The following is a 16,705-nucleotide window of genomic DNA, read 5'->3' as shown; positions in this document are numbered from 1 at the left end:
GGACAGCGCGAAAGAGGGTCGCGTGTTCTCATATGGAGGCCACGGGGAGGCGCAGATTGATGTCATCACCAAGGACGCTCACTGCCGAGCAACAGTGCACCAAAGGTGCTGCGTTCAGCGCCGCAATGCCTGAGCGTTTGCGCTCTTTCCACGACGTCACGGGCGTGAGCACGCCGCACAGATCGCGGGAAATCTGCAGCTCGGCCACCGAGACACCGACAGCTCGATCGGCTCGCTGTCCATTATGGATGAGCTTATCCGACAACTGACAACCGTCTCTGTTCACCACCGCACGAAGCCGTCACGGCGATCCGTCCTGCGCACCCTTCCCCGGGCGCTCACCCCTTCGGATGGAGTCAGACAATATGAAGAAATCCAGGCTCTTCGCGGCCGCGGCGTTCGGCGCCGCGATCGCCGTGTCGATGGCCAGCGGCGCGCAGGCCGTCTTCTACTACGAGCTGCGCTACCAGGGCACGATGTCGTCGGCGACGACGGTCACCGACACGTCCGGCAACCTCAACGACGGCACCGTCGCGTCCAACCACGGCGGCACGGTCACCTCCGTCATCGACGCCGGCACGACCAACCCGTACCTGCACTTCAGCGGAAACGCGTGCGCGGCCCCGCCGCTGCCGGCGTTACCGTCGTGCGAGCAGTCCAAGATCACCCCGGCGGTGTCCAGCACCCTGGTCCCCAACAGCTCCGGAGCGGGAACGTTTGCGTTCGGCGCCAGCGTCCGGATCCACAGCGGCGTCGTGAACCCCACCGCCGGCATGAACGTCTTCCAGTACGGCCTCTACGGTGCCGCCCAGTGGAAGGTGCAGGTCGACGCGCTCACGCCGAGCTGCCGCTGGGCCGACGGGACCAACGAGGTGCTGCTGAAGGCCACCGGGTACACGCTGCCCGACAACACCTGGGTGAAGATGAAGTGCTCGCGCCTGTCCGCGACCAGCTTCGAGCTCCGGGTGACCGACCCGGCGACCGGCTCGCTGCTGACGCCCGTGGTCACCACCACGGCCACCATGGGCGCGATCGTGCCGACCGGTGCCGCGACGATCGGCGCCAAGAGCATCAACGCCGCCAAGGACGACAGTGTCACCGACCAGTTCCGCGGCGACATGGACGACATCTTCTTCCACCGCGACTGAGCGATGAACCGATCGCTGCCCGCCGCACTGGCGGGCAGCGATCGGCCCCGGTGAAGTGGATATCGATGGGTGTCTTGACAACCGCGGAGCGGTTGCCTGATCATCGAGAGAGCGCTCCCTCGAAGATCAGCAAGTATCCCCACGCCCGGGGCAGGACTAGTGACAACGACAGCTGGACACCTCGACCGTGTAGTCGCACAGGCCGCTGTGGCGCGGGCGGTGCTGCTCGGGCGGGCCGCGGCGACCCTCGCCGTCGCGGGCGGCGGCCTGCGCCTTCGCGCACAGCCCGGACCGCTGATGACCGTGCTGGTACTCATCCTGCTGTCGGCGGCCGTCGCGCTCGTGGCGCTGTCCCGCGATCCCCACGTGGTCGCGCATCCCCTGCCGGTACTGGCTTTGGACGCGACGATCGTCATGGTCGTCCTCGGGGTCGGTGGTGGCGACGTCGCCTTCTTCTGCTGCGCCGTGGGCGCCAGCGCGCTGGCCGGGGTGCTCGTCGGTTTCTGGGCACTGCTGCCGGCCGCGGGCTATGCCGCGCTCGGCTACCTGGTGGCCGGACACGTGCTCGGCGCGGCACCGGGCGCGGCGAGTCTGGCCGGTTTCGTCCTGGCCTTCCCCATCGTCAACGTGCTGGCCGCCGTCGGCGCCGCCGTGGCGACCGCCGCGCTGGCCGCCCACGTCGAGCTGTCGATCAAGCTGGTGGCGTCGGCGCAGCATACGGCCGCGGCGGCAGAACGGGCCCGGCTCGCTCGCGAGTTGCACGACTCGGTCGCCAAGACGTTGCGCGGGGTGTCGTTCGCGGCGCTGGCGCTGCCGACGTCGCTGCGGCGGCAGCCCGCGCTGGCCGAGCAGCTGGCGGCGACGGTGTCGGCCGGAGCCACCGCGGCGGTACGCCAGGCGCAGGAGGTTCTCGAAGGACTCCGCCTCGACGATCCGGATCACGAGTTCGCCGCGACGGTGGACCGGATCTGCCGCTGGTGGGCCGAACGCACGGGCGTCCCGGTGCGCAGTTCGGTGGGGACCGGGGATCTCCCGCTGGATGTGCGCTACGAGCTGGCGCAGATCCTGCACGAGGCATTGGAGAACATCGCCCGGCACGCCGGGGCGGGCTCGGTGACGGTGCAGCTGGCGTACGCCGGTGACGGTGTCCGACTGCAGGTCACCGACGACGGGGCCGGATTTCGCGTACCGGCCGAGTGGCGCGGCTGCTTCGGCCTGATCGGGATGGCGGAGCGGGCTGCCGCGATCCGCGGCACGCTGCGCGTGATGTCCGCGCCGGGCGCGGGCACCACCGTCATAGCGAACGCCGCACTGGCGGCAGCCGCGTCCGCGGGAGCGCCGACGTGATCTCGGTGATGGTCGTGGACGACAACCCCATCGTCCGCGCGGCACTGTCCGGCTATCTCGCACTCTGCCCCGACGTACGCGTGTCGGCCCAGGCCGCCGACGGGCGCGAAGCCGTCGCGCTGGCCCGCCGGGACCGGCCCGCGGTGACCCTGCTCGACCACCGTATGCCGGTGGCGGACGGTCTGTCGGTGCTCGGGGAGCTGGTCGCGCACACCCGTGTGCTGGTGCTCACCAGTGACGCGAGCCCGCAGCTCATCGCGGGGATGCTGCGCGGCGGCGCGCGCGGCTACCTGGTCCACGGCGCGTTCGATCCGGCGGAGCTGCACCGCGCGGTGCTGGCCGTGGTCGCCGGGCAGGGCTGGCTGTCGCCGGTGGCGGCCGCGGTCGCCGCGGCGGCCGTACGCGAACAGGCCGAACACGAGCGGGCCCGGCGCGACCTCGCCGCACGGCGGCAGCTCGCCAGGTCCCGGTTCGGGCTGACCCGGCGGGAGCAGGAGGTGCTGGCGCAGCTCGCGCAGGGCCTGTCGAACGCGGCCATCGCCCACCGGCTGATGCTGGCCGAGAAGACCGTCAAGAACCACCTGCAGCACATCTTCGCCAAGCTGGGCGTGGCCAGCCGCACCGAGGCGGTCGTCGTGTGGACCGGGCAGCGGTAGCGGCGTGCCCCTCATGTCCACGCGGATGCTGGGTTGGGCGGCCCTGGTGCTGGCCGTCGCCGCGACCATCGCCGTCGTACCGCCGCTGATCATGCCCGCCCCACATCCGGACGGCGCACCTGCGGCCCGCGGACCCGATGGCTCGCCAACCGTGCTGCCCTCAGCCGTACCGGTGCCGCCCGCTCCGTCGTCACCCGAGCCGTCGCGCACGTCGCCGCCGCCGGCGGTCCGCTCGCATGCGGCTGTGCCGCCGGCCAGGACGACCGCGCCCGCGGCGTTCGGGCCGATCACCGTGCATGCGGCCGACCCGGCCAACATCCGGGTGGGTGCCCGCGTCATCGAGTGCCCCACCTGTGTGGACGGCAGCCGGGTCGGCTACATCGGCGGCCCGAACACCCTCGCGGTACGCGTCGCGGGGGTGCCGCGGGCTGGTGAGTGGACGCTGACCGTCGTCTACGAGACCGAGCAGCCGCGCACCCTCAAACTCGCCGTCGACGGCGGCCCCGTCCGTGAGCTGACCCTCGCCGGCGCCCGGAGCTGGCTGATCCCGGTGCGGGTGTCGGTGCGCCTGCGGCTGCCGAAGGGCGACTGCTGGATCAGGTTCTTCAACGACACCGGCTCGGCGCCCGACATCAACACGATCACCGTCAGCTGACGCGGCGTCGCGCAGCCCGCCCCGGGCGGGCGCCTCGCACGCCGCCCGCCCGGGGAGCCGCTCAGAACTGCCCGGCGCTGTTGCACTTGGCGGACTGGACGATGCAGTTCTTCACCCGGTGGCCCTGCGCGTCGTTGTCCCAGACGTTGACGAAGTCGCCGTGCATGGACGAGGCCATGCCCGACGCCAGCGTGAACCCGTCGGCGCTGCCGACGGTCGGGTACGCGATGACGAACGAGACCGACGGGATCGCCACCGGGAACGCGCTCGGGCACGTTCCGTTCGGGGTGAACGCCACGTGCGACTTGTGGTCGGGGCTGTCCAGGTGCACGCCGTCCCAGCAGTCGGGGAAGACGAGCTGGAACATCAGGGTGCCGCCCGGCGAGCAGATCGGCCAGTTGCCGTCGGTGCTGCGGCCGATCTCGCCGCCGGTGGTCCCGCCGACGCAGTAGAACTGGTTGACCGCGCCGGCCGGCGTGGGCACCTGGCGGCTCGCGCTGCCCGCGATCATCTCGAAGCCCAGCGGGAACGGCACGGTCTGGCTGGGGTCGGCCAGCCGCGAGCCGTAATACACCACGACGCCCTTCGGCTCGACCACCGCGCCGCGGTGGTACAGGGTCGGCACCCAGTACGCCGACAGGTCGGCGGGGGCCGGTGTGCACGTCGTGCTGGTGTTGGCGCGCAGGCTGTCCAGGGTGGAGTTCGCGTTGGTGCTGCGGTTGCCGAAGAAGCTGTGCATGTGGGACGCGCCCGGCAGCCCGGGGAACACGATGGGGTCGTCCTTGAAGGAGTGGCTGTAGGTGCAGGTCGCGTTGAACTCCGGGACCCGTACCGCGTTGGGCGGCGCGGGTGCCATGGCCATCGCCCGGAAAGCCGCCAGCTGCGCGTTCCATTTCACCGGGTCGACGTTGACCCAGCCGGTGCCGGAGCCGGTGCCGCCGGAGCCGAACGAGAGCCAGTTGAGGTTGACGAAGTCGGCGCCGCTGCCGGTGTTGGCCATGACGGCGTACACCGACTGGGCGCCGGCCGGGTGGCCGGTGAGGTTCACCGTCTGGGTGGCCCAGGCCTGCCAGCCGCCCGTCGCCGTGATGGTGAACCGGGCCAGTACGGGCCCGGTCAGCGACGCGGTACGCAGCTCGATCGTGCCTGAGCCGCCGACGGCGGATGCGACGCGGACGGAGACGGCCATGGCGCCCGAGGCACCCAGGTCGACGCCGTCGTAGCGCAGCCAGTCCCCCCGGGCCAGGTAGCCCATCGCGGAGCCGCCGCCCGTGTCGACGGTCGGCTCGACGACGCCGCCGGACTGCGCCGAGTACGCCTCAGCCTGCACCACCAGCTCGGCGGCGGCGCCCGCCGACGGCGTCAACGCGACCACGGCCACTGCGAGCACCGTCGCCGCGGCACCGGCACCGAGCGAGACCACCCGCGCCCGCCGTCTGATCCAGTCCCTTGCCATGTGCGACCTCCTACCGTCCGCGAAAAGAGCGAGATCTTTTCAACGTAGTTACGGACGTGAGTCGCGTCCTGAGGCGAAAGCCTCAGGAGCCGGCGATTCCGGGGCCCACTTTCGACATTCGCGCGGTGCTCTGGCGCAGGATGAGTTCGGCCGGGAACAGTTCGCGGTGCCCGGGTGAGATGTCACCGGACACCAACAGCCGCACCGCCGCGGCGGCCATCTCCTCCACCGGCAGTCGCATCGTGGTCAGCGGCGGGTTCGCGCAGATCGCGGCCACGCTGTCGTCGAAGCCGATGACGCTGACGTCTTCGGGCACGCGCCGGCCGTGGGCCGTGAGCGCCTGGACGACGCCTGCCGCCATCAGATCGCAGGCCACGAAGACCGCGTCGAGGTCCGGGTGCTGCGCCAGCAGTCGCTGCGCGGCGTCGTAGCCGCCTTCCCTCGTGAACGCGGCGTCGGCGCTGATGTCGGCCAGCCCCGACCGCTGGACGGCACGCAGGTGCCCGATGCGCCGATCGGCGGCGCAGGTGCTGATCGCCGGGCCGTGAATCGCGGCGATCCGGCGGCGGCCGAGGCGGTGCAGCCGCGTGACCGCCGTGTACGCCCCACCGATGTTGTCGGCGACCATCGCCGGGACGGTGGCCGCGGTCGGCACCAGCGAGACCACGCGGCGGCACCGGCGGTGGAACCGCGCGGCCAGCGCCGGGGTGATGTCGGACAACACCGCGCCGAGCGTGACACCGGCTGCGATCTCGTCCAACGCCTCGGCCGCCGACTCGTGGCTCAGGGCATGCACCCGCAGCTGCGCGCCCATGCCCTCCAGCAGCGGCATCATCCCGGCCAGAACACGGCTGTAGTAAGGGTTCGAGCCCAGCCAGCCGCCGGGCAGGTTACAGCTCACGGCGATCACGTCGACCACCCGCGGGCGGCCGGAAGCCAGCGCACGAGCCGCCTCATTGGGCCGGTAGCCGAGTCTGGCCACCGCCTCATGGACCCGCACCCGCAACGGCCCGGACGCGCCGGGCGCATTGTTGATCACACGCGACGCCGTGGCGCGGGACACGCCCGCCATCCGCGCGACGTCATCGATCGTCGGCTTGGACCTGCTCATGTGACACCTGCACCCTCCGCCGCGTTCGGGGATTGCGGTATGTCGACGATACGGGCGAGAGCGCTCTCACAGATAGCATCTCCCGGGCGCTGCGTAGACTCTCGCCGATGAGCGATGGTCCGCTGGCCGGTCTCGACGCGGTGGCGTGGCATCGGCTCCACCACGCCTACGGCCCGGCGACCGACGTGCCCGATCAGCTTCGCGCGCTGCGCAGCCCCGCCCCTGCCCGCCGTGCCGAGGCGCTGTCGCGGCTGTCCGGCAACGTCTACCACCAGGGCACCAGATGGCAGGCCAGCCAGGCGGTCGTGCCGTTCCTGGTCGCACTGGCCGACGACCCCGAGACGCCTGACCGGTCCGCCGTCGTCCAACTGCTGCGCCGGATAGCCGTCGGCGACCGGCGCGACGACGGGCTGCCGTTCGACCCGGAGCGCACCTTCGCGGCAGGCAACGCATTCGCCGGCGCAGACCACCACGAGATCATCCTGCGGTTCTACGCCGAGGAGGAAATGGCGGAGGACGAGATCGAGGTGCTGGACGCGGTGGCTGTGCGCTGGGCGGCCGACAGCTACTTCAGCGCCGCGGCCTGCCTGACCACGATCGTCGGTTGGGTGTCGGATCCCGACGACCAGGTGGCAGCCCACGCCGCGGCCCTGGCGGTCTGGTTCGAACCCACGGTCGCGCTGGGGTCCGCCCTGATCGCGGTGCCCGAGCACCGGGCACGACCCAGGGCCAGCGCAAACCTGGCCCTGGCGCATTCGCCCACCAAGGACGGGCGTATCGATCGAAGACTGCGCGAGTTGGCCGGTTCGGACATCGCGACGGTCGCCGTCACAGCGGCCGTCGCCTCGGCATACCGCGATGGCGACGCGATTTCCGAGCAGGCGCTGTCGACCCTGGTCGAGGCCTCCGCGCGGGACGACCTCGACGCAGTCGCCGGGTGGGACCGTCACCCGCGCGGCTTCGTGATGCTCGCGCTGCAACGCCTCGGCCTCAGCTGAGACCTCGGCAGAACCCGCCGACCCTTGTGGTCGGCACCACCGCCGGCGCGGTGTTCCTCCCGCACCCACGGCGGTGCGCGGCGGTGGTAGAAACACACGGTCTGCGGCCGGATTTCGTTCCTACTCAAGGGGTTGTCGTGACGACGGTGGCGGAGACCGAAACGACGGTCACCGGGCGCGACCGAACGCTGCTGCTGGCGGCGCTCGGCGTGCCGCTGGGCACGCTCGCGTTCCTCGGTGACGAACTGCCCGACGCGGTGGGCCGGATCGTGCTGACACTGACCAGCAACGGATTCGCCTGGGGAACGGCCGCGCTGGTGGCGGGCTACCTGGTGCGCCGCGCACGCCGAGCCCCGGTCGTGGCGACGGTGCTGCTGCTCGTTGCGACCACGGTGTACTACGGCCTCATCCTGGTCGTCTCGCGGCGGTGGAGCGGGGGGACCCTGGACGACGGCTCGTCCGCGGACGCCTTGGGGCTGCAGTCGATCGCCCGGGCAGCGGGCTTCTGGTCGCTGCTGTCCGTGGGCGCCGGGCTGATGTTCGGCAGCCTCGGCCACCTCGTCAGAAACGGTCCGCGGCAGCGATCCTCGGCTGCGGCGGGTCTCGCCTTCGGCATGCTCGCCGCGGAAGGGCTGTACCAGCTCAGCCATGACTACTACTGGCCCGTCACCGACGACTTCGTCCGAGCGATCGTCGTGTCGAACGCGGTGACCGTGGTGCTGTCACTGGTCGTCACCGTCGTGTTGCTGGCATCCCGGAGGGGGCGCGGATCGTGGTGGGCCTACCTGGGCTCCGCCGTGGTCGCAGGAGGATCCGGTGCCGTGCTGTGGAGCCTTGTCGACGCGGTCAGAGGCACCGGCTTCTTCGTGTAGCTTCGGTGAAGACGTGGCGAACCCGAGGCGGAGTGCCGGCATTCATGCCGTGTTCACCAGCCGATTCGGGCCGCCACCGGTAGGTGGTCGCTGCCGGTGGCTGGCAGCACCCACGAACTCACCGGCTGCACACCTCTGACCAGGATGTGGTCGATCCGCACCAGCGGGAACGCGGCCGGCCAGCTGAAGCCGAAGCCGTCCCCGGCCGCGTCCTGGACCGAGCGCAGCCGCGAGGTGAGATCGGCGAGCGCGCGGTCGTCCGTGGTGCCGTTCAGGTCGCCGAGCAGCACCACTCGCTTGTTCTGCTCGGCGGCGACGGTCGCACCGATCGCTTGCGCGCCGCGGTCCCGGTCGTCGGTCCCGAATCCGTTCGCGGGAAACACCCGTACGGATCCCAGGTGGGCCACGTACACCGCGAGCGGACCGTGGTCCGTGGCGACCGTGGTGCGCAGCGCCCGGTTGTACGTCAGCTTGACGTCGGCGGGCTTGCTGTCTCCCAGCGGTCCGACATCCTGCCTCGTGTCGACCGGTTGGGTGTCCGACAGCGGCAGCTTGCTCCACAGCCCGACCGTGCCCTGCACCGTGTGGTACGGGTACGCCTCCGCCAGCCCTTGCTCGAAGCTGCCCCGGGCCTGCTCGGTCAGCTCCACCAGGGCCAGCACGTCCGCCCCGGAGGCGGCCAGGTCGCGGGCGGTGCCGGCCGGGTCGGGGTTTTCGGCGCCGACGTTGTGCTGGGCCACCGTCAGGTCGCCGCCCGGGTAGGACTTGTCGCCGAGCAGTCCGCCGAAGAGGTTCAGCCACACGATGACCGGCACCAGCAGCGCGGCCACGGCGGAGGCGGAACGGCGCCACAGCGCCCCGGCCAGCAACATCGGGATGAACACGCCGAACCACGGCAGGAAGGTCTCCGCCAGGCTGCCGAGGTTTCCGATCCGGTTCGGGATCTTCGTGTGCAGCAGCATGAACAGGGCCAGCAGCAGCGCCAGCGCCGCAAGCACCAGGCCGCGCTGCCAGGAGCCCGGCCGGCAGGCGGCGCGTATCGCCCGGCGGATGCCCACGCGCACGGAGCCGGGCTCCTCGCGGTCAGCGCCGCCCTGCCCGGTCTCCGCCGTGGCCACCTGCGTCATCGTCTGTCCTCGCTCACTGCCGGTCACAGCTGGCCACTCCATCACGCTGTGTGTTACCAGACCGTGAGCCGCTCACCCACCGAGCCGACGAATCGGCGGCCGCACCGGAATGCGGCCGCCGATCTGGTCTCCCGGTGCCGGCCCCGCCGCTCGCGACGGCCGGGTCGGCGCGTTGACCTCGGGTCCTGCGATCAGGTGATGGCGTCGCCGGTCGGCGAGACCAGCCACCACAGCGCACCGAAGCCGTTCACGCCCTGGCCGGTGGTCTGGCCCGGTGCCGTGTCCTTGATGAAGTAATAGAGCGGGTGACCGTTGTAGAGAACCTGCATCGAGCCGTCGTCGCGGGCGACCGTGCTCAGTTTGTCCGCGGCCACGCCGGCGCCGGCCTTCGGCGCACCGGTCGTCACCAGTGGCGGCCAGGCGACCGCGCACTCGCCGGAGCAGGTGGACTTGGCGCTGGTGTCCGCTACGAACAGGTACAACGCCCTGCCCTGACCGTCGGTGAGATACGTGCCCATCGGTCCGGTGCTCGTCTGCACCGTGACCTCTTCTGCCATCGTCGCGCGGAGCGGGTTGTCGGCGACCGCCGTCGTCGCGGTCCCCAGCACGGCCGCCGCGGCGAAAGCCAGCGCGACCGTCACCCTGCCCAGCCCGCGTGCTGCCTTCGGGCCCATGTCGAAGTCCTTCCGCAAGATCTTCCTGACGTGCCAACCCTACGCCCGCGATGACCTGGATGATGACGGTTCGCGCATCACCCGCATCGAGGCCGAGTCCCGCGCCCGGGCGAGCCGCACTCTCCATGCGACCGCTGACAGGGGCACGTGATCTCGCTGATCGCATGACGACCACGTTGCAGCCCATGCCCCGGTGGGTCACCGAGTCCATGGCCGGCGGTGCCAGAATCGGTTCGTGCGCAACGAGCAACGCCTACGAACGGGGACGCCCGAGTCGCGAGCCTTCGCGGAACGTGTGCAGACCGTCATGGGCCTGACCTCGCGACTCAACATGCTGCCGTTCGGTGACCTGGGTGCGCGCAGGGCGGTGCTCACCGAGATCTTCGGCGGACCCGTGCCGGACTCCCTGTCCATCCTGCCGCCGTTCTATTGCGACTTCGGGCTTGGGGCATCGTTCGGGGAGCGCGTCTTCATCAATCAGGGATGTTTCTTCCTGGACTACGGGGGCATCACCGTCGGCGACCGCGTCCTGATCGGTCCCGGAGTGACCCTGAGCACGGCAGGCCACCCGGTCGAGCTCGACGAACGCTACGAATTCATCACGCACGCACCCATCGTCATCGAGGATGACGTGTGGATCGGTGCTGCGGCCACGATCACCCCTGGCGTGACGATCGGCCGGGGTTCGGTCGTCGGCGCGGGTGCCGTTGTCGCGAAGGATGTGCCACCACTGAGCGTGGTGACGGCGACGAGTGTCGTCGTGCGCAGGCGGCTGAAGCCCGCGCCTACCGCAGCCTCCTGAAACGCATCGGCGCACCTGCGCACATCGACAGAAGCACACGCCGATCGGGTCCAGCCCCGGTCGGCCACCGGCCGACTCGATCTGCCGCTGGACCGAGAATGCGTCCGGTGTCCGGCGCACCGGCTTTCCGGACCCACCGGACCAGCGTCGATGACTGCCGTGTCCGGAGTATGTCGGGATCGGACACGCCTCGCCCCACCATCGGATCTACTGGGAGCCAACCGACGAGAGGAGCCGCGAATGACCGGACTCGAAGCTGTCGAGGCTCACCCGGTGGCGCAATGTCGATCAACGGTCTGATCCTGCTCATCGCACCACCCGCGGTGGGCGTGATCGTCGGCTATGCCTGCGGGGGTCGCCTCGCCGGCCTGCGCAGCATCCGGCTGTCGGCCCTGTGGCTGCTGTGGCTGGCCGCCGCCGTCCAGGCGATGCAGTACTACGTCACTCCCCTGCGGCATCCGGCCATGCTGGTCGTGGTGTTCGGCCTGGTCCTGTGGTGGCTGGCCGTGAACCTTCCCGCGTGGCCGCTCGCGATCCGCATCGCCGGCGTAGCGATCACGGTGGGTGCGCTCGCCAACGGTCTGACCATCGCCCTCAACGGGCGCATGCCGTACGACCCGACCGCGGCCGAAGCAGTCGGCCTGCGACCGGATCTCACCACACCCAAGAACGCACCCGCCGATGATGCGACCCGGCTCACGTTCCTCGGCGACACCATCCCGGTCACGCCGCTGAACAAGGTCGTCAGTGCCGGCGACGTGCTCATCGGCGCCGGGACCGTCGCGCTGACGGCGCTCGCGATGCGCCGCCGCCGGGATCAACCCGATCCGATACCCCAGCTCATCACGGGAGGTGAAACATGACCCTGGCCGTCATCCGGCACCGGGCCGTCTACGCGATGCTCACGTTGGCGTCGCTGGCCCTGCTGCTCTACACGATCGGCGCACCGGCGACCGAAGGCAGCTAGGAGCAGACATGCGAATCCGCGTCATCGCTGCGCTCGTCTCGCTGGCGACGCTGCTGTACACGGTCGGCGCGCCGTACGAACACGGAGGCTGAGGCATGCGAATCCGCATCACTCTGGCGCTGGTCTCGCTGGCCACGCTGCTCTACACGGTCGGCGCCCCATTCGAGCAGGGAGGCTGATCGGGCTTTGCCCGACGTGCGGTGCGGCCGGCGCTGTTGCTGCCCGCACCGCCCCCGTCAGCCGGCCCATTGCCCCGGCATCATCGGTCGCGGACGAGCCTGACGAGCATCTCGGTGTCCTGATTGTTGCCTACGAACTCCGAGAACTCGCCGGCCGCGAAGGTCCAGCCGCCCTCGGCGATGATCGTACGGAGTTTGTCCACCGGCACTCGCACGGCCGCCGCGGGCATCTTCCATTCTCCGACGACGACCTGCTCCGCCCGCTCGGCGAGGGCGTCGAGCGTGTCGAACGCGTCCGGCTCGACGTCGTCGACCTCGAACCAGTCACCCTCGGACGCCACCCGCAGCAGGGTCGCCTCGCCCGCCTCCGGTCCGTCGATGTCCTCCTCGATCCAGTCATGTTCGAAGTAGGAGAAGCGGAGTAGCACGCTTTGCACGGTCACCCGCGAATCGTACGACCGCCGGTGACGACAGTCGGCGCCTCGGCGGCATGCTGCCGCCGGGGCGCCGAAAGGCGTCATGTGTGGTCAGGCGATGTCGCGGCGGCGGTTGAGCACGATGCCGATCGCGGCGGCGACCAGCGACCAGCCGGTCATGACCAGCACCCCGACCCACCACGCCGCGGCCTGCGGATACAGCTTCTCCGGCGACACCATGACCTGCGATGCGATGGACGGCATGATGACCGCGGACGTCAGCACCCAGTCGCCGTGGATGAGAAGGTTCCGGATGAGGTTGAACACGCCCATCCCGCCGACGAACCCACCGAGATAGATGACCATCGCGGTGACGACGGCGCCGATCTGGCTGTGAATCAGCGTGCCGAGCCCGAAGCCGAGCAGCGCCCACAGCAGGTACGCGACGAGGTTGAAGATGATCGCCCGCTGGACCGGCCACTCGCCCAGGGAGTTGGTCAGGCCGATGTTGTCGAAGAACACCAGTCCGGCTACCAGCGACACGGCCCGCGACACGAGCCAGAACAGGAACCCGAGGCCGAGTACGGCCAGGAGCTTGCCGAACACCACACGGGTTCGCTGCGGCGTGGTCAGGAACGTGGCCGTCGCCGTCTGGTACTGGAATTCGTTGGTGATGACGAGGGCGCCGAGCAGCATCACCAGCAGCAGGCCGAAGAACTGGCCGCTGGTGAAGATGTTGCCGGCCGCGTTGACCGCCTGCAGGTGCAGGTCGTGCAGCTGCGCGAACTCTGCTTTGGCTGCGGCGGCCTCTGCCACGCTCATGCCGCGGCCCGGCCGGAACACCGCCGCGGTGTCGCGCGCACGGTCGATGTGCTGGGCCGCCTCGGACATGTTGATGAACAGGGCGAGCCCGGTGAAGACCAACGACGCGATGCCGAACAGCCACCAGGCGTTGGTGGTGGTTATCTTCCGGATCTCGCTGCGGACCAGCCGGAGCCCCGGGATGCCGACGTGGGCGATCACCGGGCGGTGCGGGGCCGGGGGCGCCTGGAGTGTCGCGGTCATCGAATGTCTGCCTTTCCGGCCGTCAGCTGGAGGAACACGTTCTCGAGGTCGCGCCGCTCGACGGTCAGCTCATGGATCTCGGCACCCACCCGCATCGCGGCCGCACCGATCGTCGGCCCGTCCGCGCCCACGATCCGCAGCGCTCCGCCCTCGACGGGTGTGGCGGTGATCCCGGCACCCAGCTCGGCGACGAGCGCCTCGGGACGGGGCGTGCGCACGAGCATCTGCGCGCCCCCGGCCGAGTCGATGACCTCGGCCAGCGGACCCTGCTGGACCAGTTTGCCGGCCGCGATGATCACGACGTCGTCGGCGAGGAGCTCCATCTCGGACATCAGGTGGCTCGACACGAGCACCGTGCGGCCCTCGTCGGCGAGCGACTTGAGCAGGTCCCGCATCCACCGGATGCCTTCCGGGTCCAGCCCGTTGGCGGGCTCGTCCAGGATGAGCACGTCCGGGTCGCCCAGCAGCGCCGCGGCGATGCCCAGGCGCTGGCGCATACCCAGCGAGTAGCCCTTGAACTTGCGGTCCGCGGCCGGCGTCAGCCCGACCGTGGCCAGCACGTCGTCGGCGCGGCTGATGGGGATCCCGGCCGCGTCGCACAGCACGCGCAGGTGGTTGCGGCCGGTGCGGCCGCGGTGCGCGGCCGACGCCTCCAGGAGCGCGCCGACCTTGCGGATGGGGTCGGTGAGGTCGGCGTAGCGCCGTCCGCCGATGGTGGTGGTTCCCGCCGTGGGACGGACCAGGTTCAGCACCATGCGCAGCGTGGTCGTCTTCCCCGCGCCGTTGGGCCCCAGGAATCCGGTGACCCGGCCCGGGCTGACGGTGAACGACAGGTCATCGACCGCGCGCACGTTCTTGTACAGCTTGGTCAATCCATTGACAGCGATACCATCGTCGGCCATCGACCAGCCCCCTTCCGTCCGATACATAGAAGCGTGATGCATAGTAGTTCTAGGTATCGGCGGCACGCAAGAACCGGGTGGCACGGTCGCCACGGCCTACCGCGGGGTGGACCTCGGACAGCGGCCGGCGACTGACCCGACGCCATCAGGAACCGGCTCTTGCGGGGTGGCCAGCGGTGAAGACCGGCTCACCGGGCTTCCTGAGCGCTGCAGCAGTCGTCGGCGCAGCCGCCCGGCGTGGCATCGTCCCGGCTGGGGATGGTTGCGCAGCAGGTGTCGCCGCGCCAGGCGTCGCGGCCCTCCTTGACGGCGACGGCGGCGATGATCAGCGCCGCCGCCGGGTCGGCCCACCACCAGCCGAACAGGCTGTTGACGCCGAGCCCGACCAGCAGCACGGCGGACAGGTAGGTGCACAGGAGGGTCTGCTTGGAGTCGGCGACGGCCGATGCCGAGCCGAGCTGGCGGCCGGTGCGCCGCTGGAATGCCGACAGAACGGGCATCACCGCCAGCGAGACGGCGGCCAGCACCAGGCCGACCGTCGAGTGCTGGGCGTCACCGCTGCCGAGCAGTGCCCGGACCGATTCGACGGTGACGTAGGCGGCCAGCGCGAAGAACGACACGGCGATGACTCGCAGGGCGGCCTTCTCGCGACGTTCGTGGTCGGTGGTCGAGAACTGCCATGCCACCGCTGCCGCCGACGCCACCTCGATCACCGAATCGAGGCCGAACCCGAGCAGCGCGGTCGAGGACGCGATCGTCCCGGCAGTGATCGCCACGACGGCTTCGACGACGTTGTAGGTAATCGTCGCGGCGACCAGCACGCGCACGCGGCGCACCAGGACCCTGCGTCGCGGCAGGTCAGAGGCGGTCACGAGGGCCAGGGACGCGCCGGGCATCAGCTCCACTCCTGAATAGTACACGCCTGCCTGAATTCAGTGATGGATGGATTGCGTGTCGCCTGGCGGGCAATCGCGGCACTCGCGCGCTGTGCCTGTCTGCCGACGGTGCGCGTGTCCGGTGTCGTCCGGCACGCGGGAAATCCTGAGCCGCAGCACCAGCGTCGACGACATTCCGTGTCCGGAGTCCGTCGGGCTCCGCTGGTCCACACCGGATTATGGGGTTCCCTGAGGGGACACCTGATCAGACAAACGCGAATCACGGGAGGTGAACCATGACCCTGGCCGTCATCCGGCACCGGGCCGTCTACGCGATGCTCACGTTGGCGTCGCTGGCCCTGCTGCTCTACACGATCGGCGCACCGATGACCGAAGGCAGCTAGGAGCAGACATGCGAATCCGCGTCATCGCGGCGCTCGTCTCACTGGCGACGCTGCTGTACACGGTCGGCGCTCCACACGAACACGGAGGCTGACGCGTGCGAATCCGCCTCACTCTGGCGCTGGTCTCGCTGGCCACGCTGCTCTACACGGTCGGCGCGCCGTTCAACCACGGTGGCTGATCCCTGCTTCGCCCGACATGCGGTGCGGGCGGCGGCGTCGCTGCCCGCACCCGTACGAGGGAACCGGGTCGCCTCAATTCACCCGCAGGCGTGAGCTGCCCTGTCCCCGGGCAACGCCGGGGTGCCAGGATGCGGACCTGACCGCCCACTGTCGAGGGAGTCGTCGATGCGCCCGTCCCGCATGCTGCTCGCCTGCACCGTCGCACTGCTCGCCGCCACGGCCGTCCCCGGCACCGCACACGCCACCGGTCCCGATCCGGACAGCGTCTACATCGCCAGCATCACGTACGGCGGCACCGGATGCCCGAACGGCAGCACCGCCAGTTCGTTCGGCGTCGACCGGACCTCCGCCACGATGATCTTCGACTCGTTCGTCGCATCCACCGGCACCGGCGTGCCGGTCACCGAGCGGCGCAAGAACTGCCAGGTCAACCTGAACCTGCACATCCCCCGGTCGCTGGCCTGGCTGGCCACCATCAAGATCGACCACCGCGGCTACGTGCAGGTTCCAGCTGGTATGACGGGACGCCGCGGCGACGTCTTCCACTCCCCCGACCTCGTGCTCGGCACGCCGGCCCTGACCAGCTTCGCGGGGCCGGTGAGCAAGGACTACCTGGTCACCGACTCCTACCTGCAGGCACCACTGGCGAGCACGCTGTGCGCGTCGGAGACGGTGCGCCCCGACAACATCAACGCCGAGGTACGCCTCGACGGCGGCAGCGGCAGCGGCCAGATCACCCTGGACTCACTCGACATCCGCGTCACCACCACACAGCTGCTGCGCTGCCCCAGCTGAACACCTGCCTGCACCGAGCCGCAGAACGGCGCCGTCGGACCGAAACCCGTCGACGCCGATCTGGTCCCCGAGCGGC

Annotated in this window: 19 protein-coding genes; 10 read left to right on the top strand and 9 right to left on the bottom strand. The window is 70.3% G+C overall.

The features are described from left to right. Positions 1-28: 28 nt before the first annotated feature. Positions 29-208, bottom strand: coding sequence for a hypothetical protein (locus F9C41_RS00755; protein WP_155384628.1), 180 nt, complete (start codon positions 206-208; stop codon positions 29-31). Between the two features lie 157 nt (positions 209-365). Between F9C41_RS00755 and F9C41_RS00750 the strand changes: the two genes are divergently transcribed. From F9C41_RS00750 to F9C41_RS00735, 4 genes are all read left to right on the top strand, one after another. Continuing rightward, the gene (locus F9C41_RS00750) at positions 366-1,148 is read left to right on the top strand and encodes a hypothetical protein (RefSeq protein WP_155384627.1); all 783 of its coding nucleotides are present in this window, start codon (positions 366-368) and stop codon (positions 1,146-1,148) included. 159 nt (positions 1,149-1,307) lie between these two features. Then, a complete protein-coding gene (locus F9C41_RS00745; protein WP_155384626.1) occupies positions 1,308-2,495 on the top strand; it encodes a sensor histidine kinase in 1,188 nt (395 codons plus the stop codon). Next, on the top strand, positions 2,492-3,151 hold the full coding sequence (locus tag F9C41_RS00740) for a LuxR C-terminal-related transcriptional regulator (RefSeq protein ID WP_230689176.1): 660 nt from the start codon (positions 2,492-2,494) through the stop codon (positions 3,149-3,151). Before F9C41_RS00745 ends, F9C41_RS00740 begins: the two co-directional genes overlap by 4 nt. 13 nt (positions 3,152-3,164) lie before the next feature. Then, a complete protein-coding gene (locus F9C41_RS00735; protein ID WP_155384625.1) occupies positions 3,165-3,806 on the top strand; it encodes a carbohydrate-binding protein in 642 nt (213 codons plus the stop codon). A gap of 61 nt (positions 3,807-3,867) precedes the next feature. On the opposite strand, the gene F9C41_RS00730 is transcribed toward F9C41_RS00735, so the two are convergent. Together F9C41_RS00730 and F9C41_RS00725 are read right to left on the bottom strand one after the other, a co-directional pair. Beyond that, positions 3,868-5,262 carry a DUF1996 domain-containing protein gene (locus tag F9C41_RS00730; RefSeq protein ID WP_155384624.1) on the bottom strand — a complete coding sequence of 465 codons (1,395 nt, stop codon included), beginning with the start codon at positions 5,260-5,262 and terminating at the stop codon, positions 3,868-3,870. Positions 5,263-5,344: 82 nt separating this feature from the next. Beyond that, positions 5,345-6,373: a LacI family DNA-binding transcriptional regulator gene (locus F9C41_RS00725; RefSeq protein ID WP_155384623.1), complete on the bottom strand. Its 1,029-nt coding sequence runs from the start codon at positions 6,371-6,373 to the stop codon at positions 5,345-5,347. Between the two features lie 107 nt (positions 6,374-6,480). Here F9C41_RS00725 and F9C41_RS00720 point away from each other — a divergent pair, with 107 nt between their 5' ends. Together F9C41_RS00720 and F9C41_RS00715 are read left to right on the top strand one after the other, a co-directional pair. Further along, entirely contained in the window at positions 6,481-7,371 is an 891-nt protein-coding gene (locus F9C41_RS00720; RefSeq protein ID WP_155384622.1) for a hypothetical protein, read from the top strand. Positions 7,372-7,508: 137 nt separating this feature from the next. After that, complete coding sequence (locus F9C41_RS00715) at positions 7,509-8,243, top strand: DUF6518 family protein (RefSeq protein ID WP_155384621.1); 735 nt, start codon at positions 7,509-7,511, stop codon at positions 8,241-8,243. 53 nt (positions 8,244-8,296) lie between these two features. Here the strand turns inward: F9C41_RS00715 and F9C41_RS00710 are convergent, their stop codons facing one another. Beyond that, on the bottom strand, positions 8,297-9,370 hold the full coding sequence (locus tag F9C41_RS00710; RefSeq protein WP_155384620.1) for an endonuclease/exonuclease/phosphatase family protein: 1,074 nt from the start codon (positions 9,368-9,370) through the stop codon (positions 8,297-8,299). A gap of 191 nt (positions 9,371-9,561) precedes the next feature. Further along, complete coding sequence (locus tag F9C41_RS00705; RefSeq protein WP_155384619.1) at positions 9,562-10,044, bottom strand: COG4315 family predicted lipoprotein; 483 nt, start codon at positions 10,042-10,044, stop codon at positions 9,562-9,564. On the opposite strand from F9C41_RS00705, the gene F9C41_RS00700 reads away from it, so the two are divergent. The 3 genes from F9C41_RS00700 (at position 10,043) to F9C41_RS00690 (ending at position 11,709) form a co-directional block, all read left to right on the top strand. Continuing rightward, on the top strand, positions 10,043-10,195 hold the full coding sequence (locus F9C41_RS00700) for a hypothetical protein (protein WP_155384618.1): 153 nt from the start codon (positions 10,043-10,045) through the stop codon (positions 10,193-10,195). The genes F9C41_RS00705 and F9C41_RS00700 overlap by 2 nt on opposite strands. Before the next feature lie 84 nt (positions 10,196-10,279). After that, positions 10,280-10,846 carry a sugar O-acetyltransferase gene (locus tag F9C41_RS41965; protein ID WP_330164731.1) on the top strand — a complete coding sequence of 189 codons (567 nt, stop codon included), beginning with the start codon at positions 10,280-10,282 and terminating at the stop codon, positions 10,844-10,846. Between the two features lie 281 nt (positions 10,847-11,127). Beyond that, on the top strand, positions 11,128-11,709 hold the full coding sequence (locus F9C41_RS00690; RefSeq protein ID WP_155384617.1) for a DUF5317 family protein: 582 nt from the start codon (positions 11,128-11,130) through the stop codon (positions 11,707-11,709). 363 nt (positions 11,710-12,072) lie between these two features. On the opposite strand, the gene F9C41_RS00685 is transcribed toward F9C41_RS00690, so the two are convergent. The 4 genes from F9C41_RS00685 to F9C41_RS00670 all read right to left on the bottom strand — a co-directional run bounded on the left by F9C41_RS00685 (position 12,073) and on the right by F9C41_RS00670 (position 15,271). Then, positions 12,073-12,435 (bottom strand): hypothetical protein, encoded by a 363-nt coding sequence (locus F9C41_RS00685; RefSeq protein ID WP_155384616.1) that lies wholly within the window; start codon positions 12,433-12,435, stop codon positions 12,073-12,075. Positions 12,436-12,519: 84 nt separating this feature from the next. Next, a complete protein-coding gene (locus F9C41_RS00680) occupies positions 12,520-13,473 on the bottom strand; it encodes an ABC transporter permease subunit (protein ID WP_155384615.1) in 954 nt (317 codons plus the stop codon). Then, complete coding sequence (locus F9C41_RS00675) at positions 13,470-14,375, bottom strand: ABC transporter ATP-binding protein (RefSeq protein WP_155384614.1); 906 nt, start codon at positions 14,373-14,375, stop codon at positions 13,470-13,472. The genes F9C41_RS00680 and F9C41_RS00675 overlap by 4 nt, the downstream gene beginning before the upstream one ends. 188 nt (positions 14,376-14,563) lie before the next feature. Continuing rightward, the gene (locus F9C41_RS00670; RefSeq protein WP_155385358.1) at positions 14,564-15,271 is read right to left on the bottom strand and encodes a cation efflux transmembrane domain-containing protein; all 708 of its coding nucleotides are present in this window, start codon (positions 15,269-15,271) and stop codon (positions 14,564-14,566) included. A gap of 728 nt (positions 15,272-15,999) precedes the next feature. Between F9C41_RS00670 and F9C41_RS00665 the strand changes: the two genes are divergently transcribed. Further along, positions 16,000-16,629, top strand: coding sequence for a DUF4360 domain-containing protein (locus tag F9C41_RS00665; protein WP_155384613.1), 630 nt, complete (start codon positions 16,000-16,002; stop codon positions 16,627-16,629). Positions 16,630-16,705 lie beyond the last annotated feature (76 nt).

Source organism: Catellatospora paridis (assembly GCF_009720365.1).
In the GTDB taxonomy this organism is placed as follows: Bacteria; Actinomycetota; Actinomycetes; order Mycobacteriales; family Micromonosporaceae; genus Catellatospora; species Catellatospora paridis.
The sequence above is the reverse complement of the archived record's forward strand: the minus strand, read 5'-3'. Positions and strand labels throughout refer to the sequence as shown.

What these genes read in the sequence shown, in the direction of transcription:
- F9C41_RS00750 (WP_155384627.1), top strand. Translation starts at nt 366, where the DNA reads ATGAAGAAATCCAGGCTCTTCGCGGCCGCGGCGTTCGGCGCCGCGATC.
- F9C41_RS00665 (WP_155384613.1), top strand. Translation starts at nt 16,000, where the DNA reads ATGCGCCCGTCCCGCATGCTGCTCGCCTGCACCGTCGCACTGCTCGCC.
- F9C41_RS00725 (WP_155384623.1), bottom strand. Translation starts at nt 6,373, where the DNA reads ATGAGCAGGTCCAAGCCGACGATCGATGACGTCGCGCGGATGGCGGGC.
- F9C41_RS00675 (WP_155384614.1), bottom strand. Translation starts at nt 14,375, where the DNA reads ATGGCCGACGATGGTATCGCTGTCAATGGATTGACCAAGCTGTACAAG.
- F9C41_RS00705 (WP_155384619.1), bottom strand. Translation starts at nt 10,044, where the DNA reads ATGGGCCCGAAGGCAGCACGCGGGCTGGGCAGGGTGACGGTCGCGCTG.
- F9C41_RS00700 (WP_155384618.1), top strand. Translation starts at nt 10,043, where the DNA reads ATGTCGAAGTCCTTCCGCAAGATCTTCCTGACGTGCCAACCCTACGCC.
- F9C41_RS00680 (WP_155384615.1), bottom strand. Translation starts at nt 13,473, where the DNA reads ATGACCGCGACACTCCAGGCGCCCCCGGCCCCGCACCGCCCGGTGATC.
- F9C41_RS00690 (WP_155384617.1), top strand. Translation starts at nt 11,128, where the DNA reads ATGTCGATCAACGGTCTGATCCTGCTCATCGCACCACCCGCGGTGGGC.
- F9C41_RS00720 (WP_155384622.1), top strand. Translation starts at nt 6,481, where the DNA reads ATGAGCGATGGTCCGCTGGCCGGTCTCGACGCGGTGGCGTGGCATCGG.
- F9C41_RS00730 (WP_155384624.1), bottom strand. Translation starts at nt 5,262, where the DNA reads ATGGCAAGGGACTGGATCAGACGGCGGGCGCGGGTGGTCTCGCTCGGT.
- F9C41_RS00735 (WP_155384625.1), top strand. Translation starts at nt 3,165, where the DNA reads ATGTCCACGCGGATGCTGGGTTGGGCGGCCCTGGTGCTGGCCGTCGCC.
- F9C41_RS00710 (WP_155384620.1), bottom strand. Translation starts at nt 9,370, where the DNA reads ATGACGCAGGTGGCCACGGCGGAGACCGGGCAGGGCGGCGCTGACCGC.
- F9C41_RS00670 (WP_155385358.1), bottom strand. Translation starts at nt 15,271, where the DNA reads ATGCCCGGCGCGTCCCTGGCCCTCGTGACCGCCTCTGACCTGCCGCGA.